Source organism: Nonomuraea antimicrobica (genome assembly GCF_039536965.1).
Lineage (GTDB): Bacteria > Actinomycetota > Actinomycetes > Streptosporangiales > Streptosporangiaceae > Nonomuraea > Nonomuraea antimicrobica.
Map to the genome: position 1 here is coordinate 1 of NZ_BAAAZP010000160.1, position 20,313 is coordinate 20,313.

General features: G+C 70.9%; 20 protein-coding genes. 6 read left to right on the plus strand and 14 right to left on the minus strand.

The features are described 5' to 3' along the window. Positions 1-151: 151 nt before the first annotated feature. Together rsmH and mraZ are read right to left on the minus strand one after the other, a co-directional pair. Positions 152-1,117, minus strand: coding sequence for a 16S rRNA (cytosine(1402)-N(4))-methyltransferase RsmH (gene rsmH / locus ABD844_RS38910; RefSeq protein WP_344889763.1), 966 nt, complete (start codon positions 1,115-1,117; stop codon positions 152-154). A 221-nt stretch (positions 1,118-1,338) separates the two neighbouring features. Continuing rightward, the gene (gene mraZ, locus ABD844_RS38915; protein WP_344889766.1) at positions 1,339-1,770 is read right to left on the minus strand and encodes a division/cell wall cluster transcriptional repressor MraZ; all 432 of its coding nucleotides are present in this window, start codon (positions 1,768-1,770) and stop codon (positions 1,339-1,341) included. 410 nt (positions 1,771-2,180) lie between these two features. Here mraZ and ABD844_RS38920 point away from each other — a divergent pair, with 410 nt between their 5' ends. The 3 genes from ABD844_RS38920 to ABD844_RS38930 are packed head-to-tail and all read left to right on the plus strand — an operon-like array spanning position 2,181 to position 6,909. After that, positions 2,181-3,221 (plus strand): AAA family ATPase, encoded by a 1,041-nt coding sequence (locus ABD844_RS38920; RefSeq protein WP_425568728.1) that lies wholly within the window; start codon positions 2,181-2,183, stop codon positions 3,219-3,221. After that, positions 3,218-4,480 carry a DUF58 domain-containing protein gene (locus ABD844_RS38925; RefSeq protein WP_344889771.1) on the plus strand — a complete coding sequence of 421 codons (1,263 nt, stop codon included), beginning with the start codon at positions 3,218-3,220 and terminating at the stop codon, positions 4,478-4,480. Before ABD844_RS38920 ends, ABD844_RS38925 begins: the two co-directional genes overlap by 4 nt. Beyond that, a complete protein-coding gene (locus tag ABD844_RS38930; RefSeq protein ID WP_344889774.1) occupies positions 4,477-6,909 on the plus strand; it encodes a transglutaminase TgpA family protein in 2,433 nt (810 codons plus the stop codon). Before ABD844_RS38925 ends, ABD844_RS38930 begins: the two co-directional genes overlap by 4 nt. Before the next feature lie 298 nt (positions 6,910-7,207). Here ABD844_RS38930 and ABD844_RS38935 read toward each other — a convergent pair whose 3' ends face one another. The 8 genes from ABD844_RS38935 to ABD844_RS38970 all read right to left on the minus strand — a co-directional run bounded on the left by ABD844_RS38935 (position 7,208) and on the right by ABD844_RS38970 (position 14,513). Further along, entirely contained in the window at positions 7,208-7,606 is a 399-nt protein-coding gene (locus tag ABD844_RS38935) for a DUF3040 domain-containing protein (RefSeq protein ID WP_344889776.1), read from the minus strand. 230 nt (positions 7,607-7,836) lie between these two features. Continuing rightward, positions 7,837-9,078 carry a DNA polymerase IV gene (dinB, locus tag ABD844_RS38940; RefSeq protein WP_344889779.1) on the minus strand — a complete coding sequence of 414 codons (1,242 nt, stop codon included), beginning with the start codon at positions 9,076-9,078 and terminating at the stop codon, positions 7,837-7,839. Between the two features lie 71 nt (positions 9,079-9,149). Beyond that, a complete protein-coding gene (locus tag ABD844_RS38945; protein WP_425568730.1) occupies positions 9,150-9,833 on the minus strand; it encodes a class I SAM-dependent methyltransferase in 684 nt (227 codons plus the stop codon). A 286-nt stretch (positions 9,834-10,119) separates the two neighbouring features. After that, on the minus strand, positions 10,120-10,458 hold the full coding sequence (locus ABD844_RS38950; protein WP_344889784.1) for an MmcQ/YjbR family DNA-binding protein: 339 nt from the start codon (positions 10,456-10,458) through the stop codon (positions 10,120-10,122). 273 nt (positions 10,459-10,731) lie between these two features. Next, positions 10,732-11,142, minus strand: a complete 411-nt coding sequence (gene nusB / locus ABD844_RS38955; protein ID WP_344889788.1) for a transcription antitermination factor NusB — start codon at positions 11,140-11,142, stop codon at positions 10,732-10,734. Between the two features lies 1 nt (position 11,143). Continuing rightward, entirely contained in the window at positions 11,144-11,704 is a 561-nt protein-coding gene (gene efp / locus ABD844_RS38960) for an elongation factor P (protein WP_344889791.1), read from the minus strand. A gap of 26 nt (positions 11,705-11,730) precedes the next feature. Then, complete coding sequence (locus ABD844_RS38965) at positions 11,731-12,768, minus strand: M24 family metallopeptidase (RefSeq protein ID WP_344889793.1); 1,038 nt, start codon at positions 12,766-12,768, stop codon at positions 11,731-11,733. 71 nt (positions 12,769-12,839) lie between these two features. Then, on the minus strand, positions 12,840-14,513 hold the full coding sequence (locus ABD844_RS38970) for a serine/threonine-protein kinase (RefSeq protein WP_344889796.1): 1,674 nt from the start codon (positions 14,511-14,513) through the stop codon (positions 12,840-12,842). Between the two features lie 255 nt (positions 14,514-14,768). Here ABD844_RS38970 and ABD844_RS38975 point away from each other — a divergent pair, with 255 nt between their 5' ends. Next, the gene (locus ABD844_RS38975) at positions 14,769-15,062 is read left to right on the plus strand and encodes a hypothetical protein (protein WP_344889799.1); all 294 of its coding nucleotides are present in this window, start codon (positions 14,769-14,771) and stop codon (positions 15,060-15,062) included. A gap of 89 nt (positions 15,063-15,151) precedes the next feature. Here ABD844_RS38975 and ABD844_RS38980 read toward each other — a convergent pair whose 3' ends face one another. Beyond that, positions 15,152-15,625, minus strand: coding sequence for a VOC family protein (locus ABD844_RS38980; RefSeq protein WP_344889802.1), 474 nt, complete (start codon positions 15,623-15,625; stop codon positions 15,152-15,154). 63 nt (positions 15,626-15,688) lie between these two features. On the opposite strand from ABD844_RS38980, the gene ABD844_RS38985 reads away from it, so the two are divergent. After that, positions 15,689-16,645 carry a helix-turn-helix transcriptional regulator gene (locus ABD844_RS38985; RefSeq protein WP_344889804.1) on the plus strand — a complete coding sequence of 319 codons (957 nt, stop codon included), beginning with the start codon at positions 15,689-15,691 and terminating at the stop codon, positions 16,643-16,645. Between the two features lie 80 nt (positions 16,646-16,725). On the opposite strand, the gene ABD844_RS38990 is transcribed toward ABD844_RS38985, so the two are convergent. From ABD844_RS38990 to ABD844_RS38995, 3 genes are all read right to left on the minus strand, one after another. Then, positions 16,726-18,006, minus strand: a complete 1,281-nt coding sequence (locus ABD844_RS38990; protein ID WP_344889807.1) for a dicarboxylate/amino acid:cation symporter — start codon at positions 18,004-18,006, stop codon at positions 16,726-16,728. A gap of 74 nt (positions 18,007-18,080) precedes the next feature. Beyond that, complete coding sequence (locus ABD844_RS53425; protein ID WP_425568729.1) at positions 18,081-18,179, minus strand: putative leader peptide; 99 nt, start codon at positions 18,177-18,179, stop codon at positions 18,081-18,083. 82 nt (positions 18,180-18,261) lie between these two features. After that, entirely contained in the window at positions 18,262-19,305 is a 1,044-nt protein-coding gene (locus ABD844_RS38995; protein ID WP_344889810.1) for an LLM class F420-dependent oxidoreductase, read from the minus strand. A gap of 90 nt (positions 19,306-19,395) precedes the next feature. Between ABD844_RS38995 and ABD844_RS39000 the strand changes: the two genes are divergently transcribed. Continuing rightward, complete coding sequence (locus tag ABD844_RS39000) at positions 19,396-20,283, plus strand: endonuclease/exonuclease/phosphatase family protein (protein ID WP_344889812.1); 888 nt, start codon at positions 19,396-19,398, stop codon at positions 20,281-20,283. The last annotated feature ends 30 nt before the right edge of the window (positions 20,284-20,313 follow it).

The following is a 20,313-nucleotide window of genomic DNA, read 5'->3' on the forward strand; positions in this document are numbered from 1 at the left end:
GCGGGCCCGCTCGGCGGCCGAGATCTTGCCCTCGTCCGCGGGGCGCGTGCCAGGTCGGGGACGCGGCTTGGGCTGGTGCGACGTCGCCGACCGGCGCGTGCCCGTCTTGGGCACCGCGCGGCGGACGGGCGCACTCCTGCCGGTCTCCTGCTCAGTCGTCAACACGGATCCTCTCTGCCGCCCGTAGCCGGGCCGAGGCCGCCCGCGGGTTGCGGGCGAGCTCTTCTTCACCAGGGAGCTCGGCTCCCCTCGTCAGCAGGCGGAACCTCGGCTGATGCGCCGGGAGCGGAACGGGCAGCCCGGGAGGGCTGGTGTCCTTGGTTCGCGCCGTGAGGGCCTGCTTGGTGAGCCGGTCCTCGAGTGAGTGGTAGGAGAGCACGACGACTCTCCCGCCGAGCGCCAGCGCGTCGAGTGCCGCGGGCAGCGCCGCCTCCAGGGCGGACAGCTCCGCGTTCACCTCGATGCGCAGTGCTTGGAAAGTCCTCTTGGCGGGGTTTCCCCCGGTGCGCCGGGTCGCGGCGGGGATCGCCTCGCGAACGATGTCCGCAAGTCGCTTAGTCGAGGTTATTGCCTCTTTGGCCCGTTCCTTGATGATCAGGCCCGCGACACGCGGAGCGAATCTCTCCTCGCCGTAGACGCGCAGGATGCGGGTCAGCTCGGCCGCGGGGTAGGTGTTGACCACCTGCTCGGCGGTCAGCTCCTGCGAGGTGTCCATGCGCATGTCGAGCGGCGCGTCATAGGAATAGGCGAACCCGCGCTCGGCCTCGTCGAGCTGCGGCGAGGAGACGCCGAGGTCGAACAGCGCCCCGTCGATCGCGGTACGCCCCGCGCGGGCGAGCACTCCGGCCAGGTCGGCCGAGGAGGCGTGGACCAGCGTGGTGCGCTCCGCGTACGGGCTGAGCCTGCGCGCGGAGAAGTCGATCGCGAAAGGGTCGCGGTCGATCCCGATCAGGTGCAGGGCGGGGTGGGCGGCGAGCAGGGCCTCCGAGTGGCCGCCGAGGCCGAGGTTGGCGTCGACGACGACCGGCGCGGGCCCGGCCAGCGCCGGGCCGAGCAGCTCCAGAACGCGCTCGAGCATCACCGGAACGTGACCGCCCGTGCCAACGTTGTTGTCCATCTCCAACCCCCCTCTCGCGTCTTTGCTCGCGGATGACGCGTTCACCGATCGATCGCCGGTCATTCCTGGGTCCCCACCCGGCGCCGCCCGGCCAGGTCCCCATCCGCACCCTCTTCGTGGACGCCCGCCATCTGACACCGGGGAAGGTGCATCAGTTGGCAGACAGTGGTTGCGGGTGGAGACCTCGCCGAACGACATCACCGACGGATCGACCGTGGTCACTACAAGATCCCTGGCAGCACCTCCTCGGAAAGATCGGCGAACGCCTGCTCCTGTGCGTTGAGATAGGTGTCCCAGGCCTGCGCGTCCCAGATCTCCAGCCGGGTGTTGGCCCCGATGACGACGCAGTCACGTTCCAGCCCCGCGTATTGGCGCAGGCCCTGTGGGATCGTGATGCGTCCTTGCTTGTCCGGCGTCTCGTCGGACGCGCTGGCGAAGAAGACGCGGCTGTAGTCACGCACCGCCTTGGCGGTGACCGGGGCGGTGCTGAGAGCCTCGGTAATGCGCTGGAACTCCTCCACGGGAAACACGTAGAGGCATCGCTCCTGGCCTTTGGTGATCACAAGACCCTCCGCCAGCTCCTCACGGTACTTAGCCGGCAGGAACAGCCGTCCCTTGTCGTCCAGACGCGGTTGATGGGTGCCGAGGAACATCGGCCCCACCTCCCGTGCCTCGTGAAGCGCTCAGCGCTGGTGCACCGGGCCCTCCACTGCGCACCACCATACTCCACTTCTCCCCACCGTCAACTGATTCGAACCGTCTTCATCATTGGTTTCCGTTGCGTTACCGCAGGTCAGAGCGATGGAGCCGGGTGGAGGGGGTGGGCGGGGCGGTCAACCCTCATGGGCGTGTCGAGGGTTTGAAAGGCCGTGGAAATAGGGGCTGCGGAGATCGCGGAGGCTCCGGGTGGCGGAAAGTGGAGCGTCCGGTGGGGCCGGCCGTGTCACGGGATTCGCACTGCTATGCCACAAGAACAGGAAGATCGCTGGTGTTACCTGGAATTTCCGCAAATGTCGCTCTACAACCCGCAGCGTCGTAGGGTCGTACAGACAATGGAAAAGGAATGGCATGGCTCCCGCAAAGGCACCGTACCCGGGACAGCCGTCGCACTTCTCATGGAGGCCTGGTGGCAGTAACCCATGACGTCCCTCCCCAGCTCGACGAGCTGGTCTCCACGGCCCACCGGATCCGGCAGGCCATCGAGTCGGTGATCGAGGGCAAGAGCGACGCCGTTCGCCTCACGCTGACCGTCCTGCTCGCGGAGGGCCACCTCCTGATCGAGGACGTCCCCGGAGTGGGCAAGACGATGCTGGCCAAGGCGTTGGCCCGGTCCATCGACTGCCCGGTCCGGCGTGTGCAGTTCACCCCCGACCTGCTGCCCAGCGACATCACCGGGGTGAGCGCGTACAACCAGCAGACCCGGGAGTTCGAGTTCAAACCCGGGCCGGTCTTCGCCAACATCGTGGTCGGCGACGAGATCAACCGAGCCTCCCCCAAGACCCAGTCCGCCCTCCTGGAGTGCATGGAGGAACACCAGGTGACGGTGGACGGGCACACATATCCGCTCGACGCCCCGTTCATGGTGATCGCCACCCAGAACCCCATCGAGATGGAGGGCACCTATCCCCTGCCCGAGGCGCAGCGCGACCGCTTCACCGCCCGCGTGGCGATGGGCTACCCGGAGCCCACCGCCGAGCTGGAGATGCTCGACGTGCACGGCGGCACCTCGCCGCTGGACAAACTGGAGCCGGTGGCCACGACGGCGGAGGTACGCGCCCTCATCGAGGCCGTACGCGGCGTCTACGTCTCCCAGCCGGTCAAGAAGTACGCCATCGACCTGGTGGTGGCCACCCGTCACTCCCCCGACCTGCGGCTGGGCGCCTCTCCCCGGTCCACGCTGCAGCTCGTACGGGCCGCCAGGGCGCACGCCGCGCTGGCCGGCCGCGACTACGTCATCCCCGACGACCTGCAGGACCTGGCCATCCCCGTGCTGGCGCACCGGCTGCTGCCCAGCGTCGAGGCCCAGGGACAGCGCCGTCTGCCCGAGCAGGTGGTGTCCGATCTGGTCAGGCGCGTGCCGGTGCCGGAGACGCGAGCGTCGTGAGAGCCGGACTGCGGGCGCTGACCTCCAGGGGCAGGTCGTTCCTGGCCTCCGGGATCGCGGCCCTGCTGATGGCCGTCTTCCTCGGGGAGAACGACCTGTTCAGGATCGGGGTCCTGGTGACGGCGCTGCCGCTGCTGGCCGCGATGGTGGTGGCACGGACCCGCTACCGGCTGAGCTGCGCCAGACGTCTCGACCCGCCCAGGGCAGAGGTGGGCGGTGAGGCCACCGTGACCCTGCGGCTGGAGAACGTCACCCGGCTGCCGACCGGCCTGCTGCTCATCGAGGACACGGTGCCGTACGCGCTGGGCGTGCGGCCCCGGTTCGTCCTCGACCGGGTCGAGTCGCGCGGCGTACGGGAGATCGACTACCGGGTGCGCTCCGACCTGCGCGGGCGCTACACGATCGGGCCGCTGTCCATCCGCATCGCCGACCCGTTCGGGCTGGTCGAGCTGACCCGCTCGTTCACGATCAGCGACACGCTCGTGGTGACGCCGCAGGTGGCGGCGCTGCCCCACGTACGGCTGTCGGGCGAGTGGACGGGCGGCGGCGACAGCAGGACGCGGAGCGTGGCGGCGGCCGGCGACGACGACGTGGCGCCGCGCGAGTACCGGCAGGGCGACGACCTGCGCCGGGTGCACTGGCGCTCGACCGCCCGCCACGGCGAGCTGATGGTGCGCCGCGAGGAGCAGCAGTGGCAGAGCCGCGGCGCGCTCCTGCTGGACACCCGCAGGCACGCCCACCGGGGTGAGGGGCCGCGCTCGTCGTTCGAGGTGGCCGTCTCGGCGGCGGCCTCGATCGGCGTGCACCTCGCCCACGAGGGCCTGGGCCTGCGGCTGGTGACCGATCAGGGCGCCGAGCACCTGACCGACCAGGGGCTGAGCTACTCCCTGCTCGACACCCTCGCCGTGGTACGGCACAGCCCCGCCCGCTCCCTGGAGATGGGCGTGTCTGCGCTGCGTCAGGGCGGTGGCGACGGGCTGATCGTGGCCGTGCTCGGCGCGATGGACCCGGAGGAGGCCAGGGAGCTGGCCCGGCTGCGGCACAGCGGCATCACCGGCGTGGCCGTACTGCTCGACGTGAGCACCTGGGAGGGCGGCGACCGGACCGCCGAGGAGGCCCATCAGGCCGTGCAGACCGTCCTGGCCGGGTACGGCTGGCGCATCGTACGCCTGCCCGCGGGCACCTCGATCGCCTCCGTCTGGCAGGAGGCCGCCAACCGCGGCAGGTACGCGGTCAACCCCGCGGGAGGAGCGGCATGAGACTGACGATCGCCTCGGGAGTGGCCACGTTCGCCGCGGCCATCCTGCTCTACCCGCTCTTCCAGGGCGGGGCCTGGCTCTGGACCTCGCTCGGCGCCGTGCTGGCCGTGATGGCCGTCGGGCTGCTGAGCACCCGGCTGTCCCTGCCCGCCTGGGCGGCGCCGCTGCTGGGCGTGCTCGCCACGTGGATCTATCTGACCGCGGCGTTCGCCGCCGACGAGGCGTGGGCGCTGCTGGTGCCCACGAAGGAGTCGGTGGCCGAGCTGGCCAGGCTGCTCGGCGTCGGCTGGGCCGACATCCAGCGCTTCGGGGCGCCCGTACCGGAGCTGGAGGGCATCACGCTGCTGACCGCGGGGGGCGTGGCGCTCATCGCGATCGCCGTGGACCTGTTCGCCGCGCGGGTGCGCCGGGCGGCGCTGGCCGGGCTGCCGCTGCTGGCGCTGGCCACGGTGCCGGCCACGATCCTGGCCGACCCGATCAGTTGGCCGGCGTTCATCGTGGCCGCGCTCGGCTTCGTCGGCCTGCTGATCTCCGACGGGCGCGAGCGGATGGGCCACTGGGGCCGGGCCGTGCTGGTACGCCGTACCCGCGCGGCCGACCCGGCCCCGGGCGCCACGGCGGGCACCAGCGGCCTGCGGCTGTCGGGCAAGCGCATCGGGTTCGCCGCGATCGTGCTGGCCGTGCTGCTCCCGGCGGCGCTGCCCGCGATGGAGCCGGTGTCGTTCTTCACCTTCGGGGTGGGCGGCCGGGGCTCGGGTCCTGGCAACTCGATCAGCATCCCCAACCCGATCGCCAACCTGAAGGGACAGCTCGAACTGCCCGAGCGGCGGGTCGTCCTGTCCTACACCAACAACGATGACAAGCCCCGCTATCTGCGGATCTACGCGCTGGACACCTTCGACGGGCAGCAGTTCGGCATGACGCAGCCCAAGGGGGCGCCGGAGAACCGGACGGAGAACGGCCCGCTGCCCGAGCCTCCCGGCCTCAGCTCGCAGCCGAAGGTCGACAACGTGGTGACCAACGTGCAGATCAGCGACGAGATCGAGCGTCTGCAGTTCCTGCCGCTGCCGTACCCGCCCCGGCAGATCCGGGTGGACGGCGACTGGCGGGCCGACGTGGACACGCTGATGGTCTTCTCCACCCGCGACGAGGCCGCGGGCATCGAGTACGAGGTGGCCACCACAGAACCGGTCCCGACCGCAGACCTGCTGGACTCGTTCGACGGCGTGCCGCCGGAGGTGGACGAGCGGTTCCTCGCCCTGCCGGACAACCTGCCCGACGACGTCCTCGCGCTGGCCGGCAAGGTCGTCGGGAACGCCTCGACGAACTACGAGGCGGCGCTGAAGCTGCAGCAGTTCTTCACCACGGACGGCGGTTTCACCTACAACCTGCGTACGCAGGGGCACAGCAACTCGGCGCTGCGCAGCTTCCTGCTGTTCGACCGGACGGGCTACTGCGAGCAGTTCGCCGCGTCGATGGCGGTGCTGGCCAGGATCATGGGCATCCCGTCCCGGGTGGCGATCGGCTACACCGGCGGTACGAAGGCCGCCGACCGGTGGGAGGTGGGCACGAACGACTCCCACTCCTGGCCGGAGCTGTACTTCGAGGGCGTGGGCTGGCTGCCGTTCGAGCCGACCCCGGCGGGCGCGGGCGGGCAGGGCAGCGCGGTGGTGCCCGAGTACGCGCGTCCCAGGCCGGCCCCGTCGTCGCAGGCCACGACGCCGACGCCGGGCGCCACCACCTCCTCCGCCGACGAGCCGCAGGACCCGCAGGCCCGCCGCAACCCGCGCGAGCTGGACCGCGAGGGCACGGTCGCGCCCGGCGTACTTCCACCGGACGACTCCATGCCGCTGGCCGGCCAGCTCGGCATCGGGGCCGGGGCGCTGCTGCTCGTCCTGCTGATCCCCGCGGGCGTACGACTGATCACGCGGAACCGCCGGGTACGCAGCCTGGGGTGGAAGGTCTCGCAGCCCTCCGACGAGATGGCGGCCCGCATGGTGTCGTCGGGCAAGGGCTCAGGCAAGGGGTACGCCACCGTGGCGGCGGCGTGGGCCGAACTGGACGACGTCCTGTGCGACTACGGCATGGCGCGTCAGACCAGCGAGACCCCGCGGGCACTGGCCCGGCGGCTGACCCAGCAGTACGAGTTCGACGCCGACTCGGCGGCGGCCATCGCGTCGATCGCCTCGGCGGTGGAGCGGGTGCTGTTCGCCAGGGACCCCGGCCGGATCGAGCCGATGCGCAAGGATCTGCGCAAGGTGCGTCAGGCCCTGGCGGCCACGGTGTCGCGGGGCAGGCGGCTGCGTGCCGTCCTGCTGCCGCCGTCGACGCTGCGGCGGCTGCGGCTCGTGGGCGAGCGCCTGCTCGACGGGTTCGACCTGCTGGAGAACATCAGGCTGCGGCGGACGTCCGCCCAGAAGGGCGCCTGAGCACCACGGACCCGGGCGGCCGTCCCCTGCCGGGGGCGGCCGCCCGTGGCGTCGGACGGCCCACCGAGAACCGCCCGACCGAGCGCACGCGCGAACAAGCGACACACCCGAACGAGCGGCACAGCCGAACAGGCAGCACAGCCGAAACGGCCGAACAGGCGAATGGGTGGCACGGGCGAAACAGGGCCTGGCCGGAAACCGGCACCGGCCCTGACCGGGTGGACCCGACGAACGACCGATCGAGCAAGCGAACGACCGCCCCCTGCCGGGGACGGCCGCTCACCGTCGATCTGCTGGATCAGCGCTCGTCGTGACGACGACGCCAGCGCTCTTCCATGCGTTCCATGAAACTGCCCCGGTTGCCCCGGCGGGCCGGCTTGCCCGGAGGAGGGGCCGTGCCTGAGGCGGGGGCGGCGTCACCGAACCCGTTCATCTTCTTCCAACTGGACAGACCCCACAGACACGCGGCGAGCATGACCACGAAACCGCCGACGCCGAGCGGAATCAGACTCATCACCACGCCGACCATCATGATGACGACACCGAGAGCAAAGCCGATGGTGGCCTTGACCAGGCGACGCTTGTAATGGCTGCGTGGGTCACTGATCCTTACGGTGTTGGCCCACTTCGGGTCCTCGGCGTAGAGGGCCTGCTCGATCTGGTCGAGCAAGCGCTGCTCGTGCTCAGAGAGCGGCACGGCGCCTCCCAAGGACGGCCCCAGGACGGGGAAGACGGCAACGGACGACACGGGGTGTCCGAACCTCGCGGTCGGTTATCCCCAGAATACGAGGCTGTAGACGTAGGCGAAAGCAAACGTCCAACGCAGACCAAACCGGAGGTGACGTCATGGCTCTATTGTGACCCATCTCGCCCCCCTTCCCCCAAAATCCTGACACGGATGCGCCCACCAAGTCCGGACATCAAACGCTATGTCTCTATTTCATCAAGCTTGCCACGAACAAGCGACGCAGGGAGCACCGCATCGGGTCCGAATCTTCGGATCGCCTTGTCCATGGCCTGCTCCGCCTCGCGCCACCCGGTCTCCCTCTCGCCCAGGCCGAGCTGACGAGTGGCCTCACCGGCCGGTCGCAGGTTTTCCATCCGGACCCCCACCAGGCGCAACCGCACCCGCTGCAGCCCGGCCGCCTCGAACAGCTCGCAGGCGGTGGCGTAGATGACCTGCGCCACGTCGGTCGGCTCGCGCAGCGTGCGCGAGCGGTTGATCGTGGTGAAGTCGGCCCGGCGTAGTTTCACACTTACAGTTCTTCCCACGTGACCGGCCTTACGCATGCGGGCCGCCACCCGCTCCGACAGCCGCAGCAACTCGCGCCTGATCACCTCGGGATCGTCGACGTCGGACGCGAACGTCTCCTCGTTGCCGATGCTCTTGTCGGGCACGTGCGCGCTCACCGGCCGCTCGTCGCGCCCCCACGCCAGCGCCGCCAGGTGGCCGCCCACGGCCTGCCCCAGCTCGCGCTGGAGCGTGGCGGGCGGCACCCTGGCCAGGTCTCCGACCGTACGGATGCCCAGGCGCACCAGCGCCTGCTCGGTACGCTCGCCGACCCCCCACAGGGCCGACACCGGCAGCGGATGGAGGAAGGCGACCACCTCGCCGGCCGGCACCACCAGCAGCCCGTCGGGCTTGCATTGCTTGGAGGCGAGCTTTGCCACGAATTTGCTGCTCGCCACGCCCACGGAACAGGTGATGCCGTAGCGGTCGACGACCTGCTCCCTGATCATGGCGGCCACGGCGGCGGGCGGGCCGAGCCGCCGCCTGGCCCCACCGACGTCGAGGAACGCCTCGTCGGAGGCGATCGGCTCCACCAGTGGGGTGATCGAGTGGAAGATCTCCATGACGCCCCTGGAGACCTCGGAGTATTTGCCGCGGCTGGGCGGGATGATCGTGGCCTGCGGGCAGAGCCTGCGCGCCCTGCTCATCGGCATCGCCGAGTGCACGCCGTGGGCCCTGGCCTCGTAGGTGGCGCTGAGCACGACGCCGCGCCCGGCGGGCGAGCCCACGATCACCGGACGCCCCCGCAACTCGGGACGGTCGAGCAGCTCGACGCTGGCGAAGAACGCGTCCATGTCGACGTGGAGGATCGGGCAGCCGCTGTCATCGACCCCGGTCCGCGGAGCGGGGCCGATGCCGGTGATCTGCTTGCGAGACACGCCGTCGATTCTATCCGAACAGGCGTTCTATACCGAGGGGGGTGACCATCGTTTCCTCCTTCCGGCGCACCTCAGACGCGGTGGCCGAGCACGTGCAACTGCGTCGCGATGTCACGCAGCACGGGATGGGTGGCGGCGGCCTGTTCGAGCGCCGCGAGCGCCTCCGCGGCGCCCGGCTCGCCGTCCACGAGCCTGCTCGGCACCAGGTCGGCGAAGACGCGTACGCCGTGGATGGCGCCGACCTGGAACCCGGTCGCGCTCAGCAGCTCAGAGAGCGTGTCGGCGGCGAAGCGCCGGGGGGTGGGGTCGCGGTCGCCCCAGCTCCCGCTCGGGTCGCCGAGCACGGCCCTGGCCTCCTCGAACTGCCCGGCCAGCGCCCGGTGGATGGCGCTGGCGACGGGGTTGGCGGCCAGCACGCTGACGGCGCCGCCCCTGCGCAGCAGGCCCGCGACCGCGGTCAGCGCGCTGATCGGGTCTTCGACGTATTCCAGCACGCTGTGGCACAGGACGAGGTCGGCCGCGTCGCGGTGGAGCAGCTCGCCGAGATCGGCGGCGTCGCCCTGCAGGCCGCGCACGCGCACGCCCTTCTCCTTGGCCCGCCGCTCGAGCGCGGCCAGCGAGTCGGGGCTGGGGTCGACGACGGTGACGGCATGGCCGAGCAGGGCCAGCGGCACGGCGAACCCGCCGGTGCCGCCCCCTGCGTCGACGATGTCGAGCGACTCCCGCCCGGTGGCCGCCGTGCGCTCGGCCAGCATGGAGCGCAACGCGTCCCAGACGACGGCGGTCCGCACCGCCGGGGTCCTCGTGGTGACGCCTTCAGCACGCAACGTCGACTCGCCTCCCTCTCCCCCGCGACCGGCCGCCGAGGGCGTGTGCCTCGCGAAGCCGCACTTCGCGAACGGCTTTCTTCGCGGACGCGCCCCAGCCTACGCCGAACGCGCGAGCCTCGCTCCCACCCTCTCCTGCCCACCCTCCACAGAACACGCCCGCCCGAACCGGCCCGCCGATCCCGACCATGCCCGTCCGGCGCACCCGGCCCGCTCAGCCGTCGAAACCGGCCGCCAGCCGCTTGGGCGCCCGCAGCCGCCAGGCGTCGGCCAGCAGCTCGCCCATCTCCTCGGCGTCCACCGCCCCGAACCGCACGAGCACGATGGCGTGGCCGTCGTAGTGGGGGACGGTGCAGAACTTGCCCGGCTCGGCCGCGATGAGCCCGTCCTTCTCCTCGGTGGAGGTGACGGGGAGCACCAGCAGGTCGCCCTCGTCCCTGATCCGGGCGAACCACTTGCCCCGCACGTAGAAGGCGGGGGTGCCGTACATGGGTTTCTCGGCGGTCTCGGGGAGCGCCAGCGCCAGCGCGCGCACGTCGTCTTCCGTCACCATGGGGCACACCCTAGCCAGGCGCACCGACAATCTGGCGAAACAGCCCGGTCGGCGGCAGGGGTCGCGGGCGCGGAAAAGGGCGCGTCGCGGCTGGTGACGCGCCCCTGCTCCGTACGGTCGGCGGATGCGCGGCCACCCGGTCGGGCTCGCCCGGGGCGGCGGTGGGAAGCCTGACCGCGCGACGGCGCACGCCCTCACCTTCGCGAGCCGTGCGGGCCGACGTGGTTGGAACGTACCCCGAACACGCGGTCTCGGCCCGCCGAATGGGGGTGTCTAAAGGGTGAGGCTTGGCTTGAGTTGCTTGAAGCGGGCCAGCAGGCCGTTGACGAACTGCGGCGATTCGTCGGTGGACAACTCCCCCGCCAGGTGCACCCACTCGCTGATCACCACGCCCTCGGGCACGTCGGGTATCCACAGCAGCTCGTACGTGCCACCGCGCAGCAGGTTGCGGTCGACCGCGGGCATGCGGTCGAGGGTCCAGCCCTCGGCGTAGGTGGTGATCAGCTCGTCGATGCGGGCGTGGTGCCTGGCCACGCCCTCGACGATGGTGGAGGTGTACTCGTTGACCGGCGGCTCCTGACGCTCCACGCGTTCGGCGAGGATCTTCAGCGGATCCTCGCCGCGCAGCTCGGCCTCGAAGAGGATGTCAAGCGCTCTTTTGCGTGCTTTGCCGCGTGCCGACACCTCAGGCCCGGCCGAGGTATTCGCCGCTACGGGTGTCGACCTTGACCTTCTCACCGGTGGTGATGAACAGCGGCACCTTGATCTCGGCGCCGGTCTCCAGCGTGGCGGGCTTGGTGCCGCCGGTGGAGCGGTCGCCCTGAAGACCGGGCTCGGTGTTGGAGATGGTCAGCTCGACGGCGGCGGGCAGGTCGACGTAGAGCGCGGAGCCCTCGTTGAACGCGACCGTGGCCAGCGTGTTCTCCAGCATGTAGTTGGCCGCCGTGCCGACGGTGTTGCTGGGCACGTTGACCATGTCGTAGGTCTCGGTGTCCATGAAGACGAACTCGTCGCCGTCCTTGTACGAGTACTGCATCTCGCGCTTGTCGACGTTGGCCACGTCGACCTTGACGCCGGCGTTGAAGGTCTTGTCGACGACCTTGCCGGAGAGGACGTTCTTGAGCTTGGTGCGCACGAACGCGCCACCCTTACCCGGCTTGACGTGCTGGAACTCGACAACGCTCCAGAGCTCACCGCCCTCGAACTTCAGCACCATGCCGTTCTTGAGGTCGTTGGTCGTCGCCACTCGTTCTTCTCCCGCGTGCGGCCGCTCTAAAGGACGAGCAGCTCCTTGGTCGTCTTGGTGAAAAGCTCCGGCCCGCCCCCACGTGTCACGAGGGTGTCCTCGATGCGGACCCCGCCCCGACCCGGGAGGTAGACCCCGGGCTCGACGGTGATCGGAACTCGATCCTCTAGTCTACCGGTCCGAGCGGGGCCGAGGAACGGCTCTTCGTGGATCGCCAGGCCGACCCCGTGGCCCAGACCGTGCCGGAAGTGGGCGCCGTGGCCCGCGTCCTCGACGACCTGGCGGGCGGCCGCGTCCACCTCCCTGGCCTCGGCGCCGGGGGTGAGCGCGTGCCGTCCCGCGCGTTGCGCCCGCGCCACCAGGTCGTACACCTCTCGCTGCCAGCCCGCGGGCTCGCCGAGGCTGACCGTACGCGTCATGTCGGCGTGGTAGCCCTGGTAGCGGGCGCCGAAGTCCATCGTGACGAGGTCTCCCGCGCGCAGCTCGCGGGAGGTGGGGGCGTGGTGCGGGATGGCGCCGTTCTCCCCCGCGGCCACGATCGTGTCGAAGCCGGGCTTGTCGGCGCCCAGCTCGGTCATCCGGTGGTCGAGCAGGCGGGCCAGCTCGCGTTCCGTCATCCCGGGGGCGATCGCGCCGCAGACGTCGGCGAACGCCTGGTCGGTGATCGCGCAGGCGGTACGGATGAGGTCCAGCTCGCCGTCGTCCTTGACCACGCGCAGCAGCTCCACCACCGGGTCCAGCGGCACGAGGCCCTCCCCCAGCCGGCGGAACGCGGCCACGCTCATGTTCGCCGCCTCGATCCCGACGCCCGGGGCCGCCAACCGGCCCGCGACGTCGGCCACCTCCACCGCGGGCACCTCCAGCCCGCGTGCCGCCTCGATGTAGCGGTTGTCCGTGGCCAGCATCGCCGTCCCGTCGGCCCTGACCAGGACTGCGGCGTTCGAGCTGGCCAGCCCGGTGAGGTAGCGGACGTTGACGGGAGAGGTCACGAGCAGGGCGTGGACCTCGCGGGCGGGCAGCAGCTCGGCGAGCCGCGCGCGGCGTGCGCGGTAGTCGAAGGTCATTTGGCTAATTTACGCGCTATGCACCTCATGTCACTATTGCCCGCCTTGTCCCATCGGGTTCCGGCAACCGGTCAGTCGTCGTCCTCGTCGTCGTCTCCGGCGCCGCGCCGGTCGTCGCGCCGGTCGCCGTCCGGGAGGCGCCAGTCCCTGAGGAACTCGGACGCGGGGCCGGACGCGTTCATCTCGCCCTTCTCCTGTGCCCGCGCCAGGTCGCGATAGACGCCGGCGATGTCGCCGAGGGTGGAGTCGGCCTTGCCCTCCGCGAACTTCCTGGCCACCTTGCGCAGCTTGTCGCGGGCCTTGCCCGCGACGTCGGGGCTGATGCCGCCCATGGCCTGCTGGGCCGTCAGCGCATCGTCGAACGCCTTCAGCCACTCGCCGTAGCCGCCCCTCGGGACCGCCTGGCCCAGGGTCGCCTTGGGCGCGACAGTGCCGATCAGGGCGGTCGGATCGCCGCTGGGCTCGACGCTGGTCAGGACGTCCGGGGTCGGTTCGGCGGTGGAGATCGGGGGCAGGGTGGCGGGGAGCGGGACCGCGCTGGTGGGGGCCGGGGTCGGGACGGGCGTTTGCTCGTCCCGCGTACCGGTCAGGAGCACCATGCCCACCGTGACGACCGCGATGGCGACCCCGGCGGCGCCGAGCTGGATGACGGTCTTGCGGTTGGGGGCGGAGGAGGGAGGCGGCCCCAGGTCACCCGCCTGAAAGACCGCGGTGTCCCCGGCCCGCGCCGTCCCGCCCGCACCACCATGGGCGCCACCCGCGCCGACGGGGTGGATCTCGGTCGCCGCCTGCGTATACCCCGGCCCTCCGGCGCCTGGGGCTCCCGGACGGATGCCCATGTCGCGTTGGAAGGCCCCCGTCTGAGGCAGAGGGGCCCCCGTCTGAGGCTGAGAGATCCCGGCCCCGGTCCCGGCCCAAGGTGTCTGGGGCATCTGCGGCGGGGCCCCAGTGGCGGCTCCTGGCTTCGGGCGGGCGATGGCGGCCAGCGTCCGCCTGATCGACTCCCCGCTGACGGGTCGCGCCGCGGGATCCTCGGCGATCATGGCCAGCACCAGCCGGTCCAGCTCGGCCGGCACCTCCGCCCTGATCGCGCTGGGCGGGACGGGCGGCGTCCGCGGGCCCTCCCCCGGCTCGTCCGCGAAGGGGGGACGACCGCAGAGCAGTTCGTAGCAGACGCAGCCGAGCGCGTACACGTCTCCGGGAGCCTGGGCCGGTTCCCCGGTGGTCCGCTCCGGGGCGGCGTACCGGCCGCTGCCCCGTACCGGCTCGCGGCCGTCCATCCCGAAGCCGACGACCTTGAGCACGCCGCTCGCGGCCATCCGGAAGGCGTCGGGGTCGACCTGCCCGTGCACGACCCCGGCCCGGTGCGCGGCCTCGAGCCCGGCCGCCGCGTGCCCGATCAGGTCGCACACCTCGACGATCTTCAGGGTCTGGCGCGCGGCCAGCTCCTCGCCGAGGCTGAGCCCGGTCAGGTACTCCATCACCAGGAACGGCGCCCCGTCGTGCTCACCGACGTCCAGCACCATGGCCACGTTCGGGTGGATCACCCGGGCCACGGCCTGGGCGTGCTGGCGGAGCACCTCGCGCGTGGTGGCCCCCGCCGCCCTGGCGCCGAGCACCTTCACGGCCACGACCCAGTCGGCCCGCGTGTCGTACCCTCGCCACACCTCGCCCATCGGCCCGCTGCCGATGCGCTCGTCCAGCCGGTACCGGTCGGCGACCAATGAAGGCGTCGCGTCGGACATATCCCCGCCAATGACTCGAACATCAGGATGTCCGACCCACCATAGGCCCCCACGGCCTCCCCCGCCCCGCCATCGCCTTCACCCGCCGCCCGCGGCGCCGCGCGGCCGGCATTTGCCGGACCAGGTCACCGACGATCGCGCGACCGGCCCGGGTGGGCGATACTTCCGCGTGGCGAAGATCCGAAAGCCTGCGAAGGAACTGTCCGCGGCGAAACGGAAGGAAACCGCGTGCGGCACTTACGAAGGAGCGACAACTTGAACGAGCACCAGTGCGACCGTACGGCGGCGAGTGCCACCGATCCGTGGACGTGCCCGGAGTGCGGCACGATGTGGGAGCCGCTTCCGGCCACGGCCACCGCTCCCGCGCCGACACCGATCTCCTTCACCCGGAACGGCGCCATCATCGCGGTCTTCCTCGTCGCGGGCGTCGTACTCCTGGGCGCGCTGGCCGTGAGCTACACGGCGTTCACCGTCGCCCTGGGGGTCGGAGGGCTGGCGCTTGTCGGCGTGCTGGCCTTCAACCTCATCCGCAATTGGGATGATTTTTGATCATCTCACCACACCACCACCCGCGCTGCGGCGTGCGCTGGACGAGGTCGTCGGGGCTCTGACGCGTCGCAAGGCGGCGATCATCCGGCTCATCGGCCGGGGAAGAGGTCCATGCTCTGCACGTACTCCATCGCCTTCGTGAACACGGGGTCGCTCATGCGGCGCTCCATCTCCTGCGGCGAGACCTCCTCGACGCGGGAGTGGATCCACCACAGGTTGCCGAACGGGTCGCGTACCCGCCCGACCCTGTCGCCCCAGAACAGGTGCGTGACCTCGGTCACCGACGTCCCGCCCGCCTCGACGGCGCGGCGGTGGGTGGCGTCGGCGTCTGGCACGTACAGGCGCAGGAGGGCCGGGGTGGGCGGCCAGTGGGAGACCGCGTCGAACATCATCACCACCGCGTCCCCGATCCGCACCTCCGCGTGCTCGATGCGCCCCTCGGCGTTGGCCAGCCTGGCCAGCTCGACGGCGTCGAACGCGGCCTTGAGGTAGTCGATGAGCCCGGCGGTGTCGCGCCCGATGATCCACGGTGTTACGGCGGTGTAGCCCTCTGGAATGTCCATGTCCGGAGGCTATGAGGGAAGTAGGCCAGATTCCGTCCCACATCTCCGCCTAAGCTGGATTCCATGACCGACTCCCGGCTCCTGACACTGCTGTCGCTGCTCCAGACCTCGCGCGAGTGGCCGGGCAGCGAACTGGCCGAGCGACTCGGGGTCAGCCGCCGCACGGTCCGGCGCGACATCGAACGCCTTCGCGACCTCGGCTACCCGGTCGAGGCCACCATGGGCGCCACCGGTGGGTACCGGCTGGTCGCGGGCGCGGCCATGCCGCCGCTGCTGCTCGACGACGAGGAGGCCGTGGCCATCGCGGTCGGCCTGTCCACCGCCGCCAGGAACCCGGTCCAGGGCATCGAGGAGGCGTCGGTACGCGCCCTGGCCAAGCTGGAGCAGGTGCTGCCGTCCCGCCTGCGCCACCGGGTCAGGTCACTGCGCGACGCCACCGTCCCGCTGCCGGCGGAGGGCGGGCCCCAGGTCGATCCCGGAGCGCTCACCACACTCGCGGCGGCCGTGGCCAACCGGGAACGGGTGAGGTTCGGGTACCGGGCGAACGACGGCACGGACAGCGAGCGGCTCGTCGACCCGCACCGCCTCGTCGCGACCGGCCGGCGCTGGTACCTGCTGGGGCACGACCACGACCGCGACGACTGGCGGATCTTCCGCATCGACCGCATCACCGGCCCGCGCGCGACGGGCGCCAGGATCACGCCGCGCGAGCCGCCCGACGGGGACGCCGCCGCGTACGTCGCCGACCGGCTCTACACGCTCGCCCCCACGTACGAGGCCGTCGTCACCCTGCACACCGCCCCCACGGAGCCGATCAGGGCACTGGGCGAGGTCACTCCCCTCGACGGGGAGCGCTGCCGGCTGCACATGCGCGGCGACACCCTGGACTGGCTCGCCTTCCACCTGCTGGCGCTGGGCCGCGAGTTCGAGGTGCACGAGCCGCCCGAACTCGCAGCACACCTCCACACACTGGCCGCCCGCCTCACCCGTGCCGCGGGAACCCCGGCGCCGCAGGGCTGACGCGCTCCCCGGCCCCTGTGCTCCTTCAGGCAGCGCGAAGGGCGGGAAGCCGGCTGCTTCCCGCCCTCGTCGTCCGCGGATCAGGCCGTCGCAGGCTCCGGTACGCGGCGCGCGGGCGCCTCGTCCAGCGGCTGCGGCGGCGCGTTGAAGACCGCCGTGTCCAGGCGGCCCTCGGAACGGGCCACCAGCACCGGTACGACCATCTGTCCCGCGACGTTGGTGGCCGTACGGATCATGTCGAGGATCGGGTCGATCGCCAGCAGCAGACCGACGCCCTCGAGCGGCAGCCCGAGCGTGCTGAGCGTGAGCGTCAGCATGACGATGGCGCCGGTCAGGCCCGCCGTGGCGGCCGAGCCGACCACCGAGACGAACGCGATCAGCAGGTAGTCACCCACCCCGAGCTGCACCCCGAACACCTGGGCCACGAAGATCGCGGCCAGCGCCGGGTACACGGAGGCGCAGCCGTCCATCTTGGTCGTGGCCCCGAACGGCACCGCGAACGAGGCGTAGTCGCCGTCCACGCCGTTGCGCTCGACGGTGACCCGCTGGGTCAGCGGCAGCGTGCCGACGGACGAACGGGAGACGAAGGCCAGCTCGATCGCGGGCCAGGCGTTGCGGAAGAACTGCACGGGGCTGACCTTGCCCCACACCGCCAGCAGCGTCGGGTACACCACCAGCAGCACCACGAAGCAGCCGATGTAGACGCCGAGGCTGAGCTTGGCCAGCGGCGCCAGCAGGTCCCAGCCGTACGTGGCCACGGCCTTGCCGATCAGGCCCGCCGTGCCGATGGGAGCCAGCCGGATGACCCACCACAGCGCCTTCTGCACCAGCTCCAGCGCGGAACGGGCGAGGCCCAGGATCGGCTCGGCCTTCTCACCGACGGCCAGCGCCGCGGCGCCGGCCACGACCCCCAGAAAGACGATCTGGAGGACGTTGACCTCGGTGAAGGCGGTGACGACGTTCGTGGGCAGGATGCCGGTGACGAAGTCGAGCCAGGTGCCGGTGTTCTCGGGGGCCTTGGCGGCGCCGGTGTCCAGCGTGACGCCCTGGCCGGGGTTGAGGATCAAGCCGAGCCCGATGGCGAGCGCCACCGAGACGAACGCGGTGATCAGGAACCACAGCAGCGTCTTGGAGGCGAGCCGGGCCGCGCCGTTGACGTTGCGCAGGTTGGCCACGCTGACCAGGACGGCGGTGAAGACGAGCGGCGGAACGGCGAGTTTGAGGAGTTGTACGAAGATCTGGCCGACGCGGGTCAGGGTCTCGGTCAGCCAGACCACGTCCCAGAGCTTGGCGGCGAAGCCGAGCGCGATGCCGACGACGAGGCCCAGCAGCAATTGCAGGGAGAAGGAGAATCTCTTCACGGGGAGGAAGCCTCCGAAAGGAGGGCATGCCGAAGGCACGCCAGGTGAGGGGTTGGACGAACGCGGCGGCGACGTCAGCGACAGAGCGAACCCTGCAGCCGGCACAGGTCGATGTGCAGTCGCTCGACGAGCCACACGAACACGGGGGAGAACCTCACGAGCTGCCCCAACATCCACTAAATGTGGACAATTCCCGCAAAAAGAGTGATCTACCTCACAATGGTATGATCACCCAGACTCTGCGATAATTTACCCTCACCCAGCGGCGATCTCCTTGATCTGCTCGATCAGCCGCACCCGGTCCTCGTGCGTCCTGCCGAACGGCGTCACGTTCAGCGTGGTGACCCCCGACTCCCTCATCGCCTGTACGCGATCGCGCACGAACCCCTCGCTGCCCACCAGCGACATCTTCTCCAGCAGCTCGGCCGGCACCTGCGCGGCGGCCTCGTCCTTCTTGCCCTGGAGGTAGAGGTCCTGGATCAGCGCAGCCTCCCTCTCGTAGCCGTAGCGCCTGGCCAGGTCGTTGTAGAAGTTCTTGCCCCTGGCACCCATGCCGCCGATGTACAAGGCCGCGATAGGCCGCCCGAACTCCAGCAGCCCCGCCACGTCGTCGCCGATCGCGAGCGACGCCTGGGCGATCACGTCCAGCTCGCCCAGCTCGGGGTCGCGCCGGGACTTTCCCGCGGCCAGCGACGGGCCCCAGACCTCGGCGGCCTTCTCGGGCACGTAGAAGATCGGCTCCCAGCCCTCGGCCAGCTCGGCGGTCAGCTCGACGTTCTTGGGGCCGATGGCGGCCACCACGATGGGGATGCGGGAGCGTACCGGACGGTTGATGATCTTCAAGGGCTTGCCGAGGCCGGTGCCCTCGCCGGGCGGGAGCGGCACCGTGTAGTGGCGGCCCTCGTACTGCAGGCGCTCGCGCCGCCACACCTGGCGGCAGATCTCGATGATCTCCTTCGTCCGCCCCAGCGGCGCGGTGTACGGCACCCCGTGGAAACCCTCGATCACCTGCGGCCCCGACGCGCCCAGCCCCAGCGTGAACCGCCCGTCGGAGACGTAGTCGAGCCCCGCCGCCGTCATGGCCAGCAGCGCCGGGGTGCGCGAGTAGATCGGCAGGATGCCCGAGGCGATCTCCAGCCGTCCGGTCTTGGCCGCGATGTAGCCCATCTGGCTGACCGCGTCGAACGAGTACGCCTCCGGCACGAACACGATGTCGAGCCCGGCCTTCTCGTAGTCGGCCAGCTCCTCGACCGACTCCTTGAAACCGCCCGAGTAGTTGAGTGCCATACCGATGCGCATGCGGGCTCCCACCGACCGAATGATGTTCTGTTGAGGTGGCACCATGTTATCGCGCGGGCGCGGCAGGCAGGAGCCGCTAGCCTGGTTCGAGTGCTGAGTCGGGTCGTCGTCATCGTCTCCGTCGTGGTGGCCGCGGCCCTGGCGGGTCACGGGCTGATCCCCGCGCTCGGCGGGTTCACTCCCGTGCTGGAGAGCCTGCTGCCCTGGATGGGGCTGGCCGTGCCGCTGCTGCTCACGGCCGCCGCGATGGCGAGGTCGACGGCCGCGGCCCTCGCGGCGCTGGTGCCGGGGGCGGTGTGGGCTGTCATGTTCGGATCCACGCTGCTGCGCACTCCGCCGGGCGGCCCGAGCGACATCGACGTCGGCACGGTCAACGTGGGGGTGCGCAACAGCGCCTCGGGCGAGGCCGTACGCGCGATCGCCAAAGACCTCGACGTCCTGGCCGCCCAGGAGCTGACCCGGGGCGGGCCGGCCGCCAAGCAGCTCAACAAGATGTTCAAATACCACTATCCGGTCAGCACGGTCGGCCTGTGGAGTCGCTACCCGATCAGCGAGACCAAGCCGCTCGACGTCGGCCTGGGCTGGCCGCGCGCCCTGCGCGCGGTGATCACCACCCCCAAGGGCAAGGTGACCGTCTACGTCATGCACCTGGCCTCGGCCAGGCCCGGCGAGACCGCCTCGCGCGACTCCTCGCTCGCGCACGCGCGCAAGCTCATCGACGCCGACCCCAGCAAGCGCATCCTGCTGCTCGGCGACCTCAACACCGCCACCACCGACCGCGGCATGCGCGGGCTGACCCCGCCGCTGACCGACGCCCAGAGCGCGGCGGGCGAGGGCTTCGGGTTCACCTGGCCGGCCGAGTTCCCGGTCACCAGGCCCGACCACATCCTCTACCGGGGGATGACGGCGACCAAGGCGGGGGTCGCACCGGCCACGGGCAGCGACCACCGGGCCGCGATCGCCTCACTCCGCTTCTGATCCGCTGCTGGTCCGCTTCCGATCTTCGCC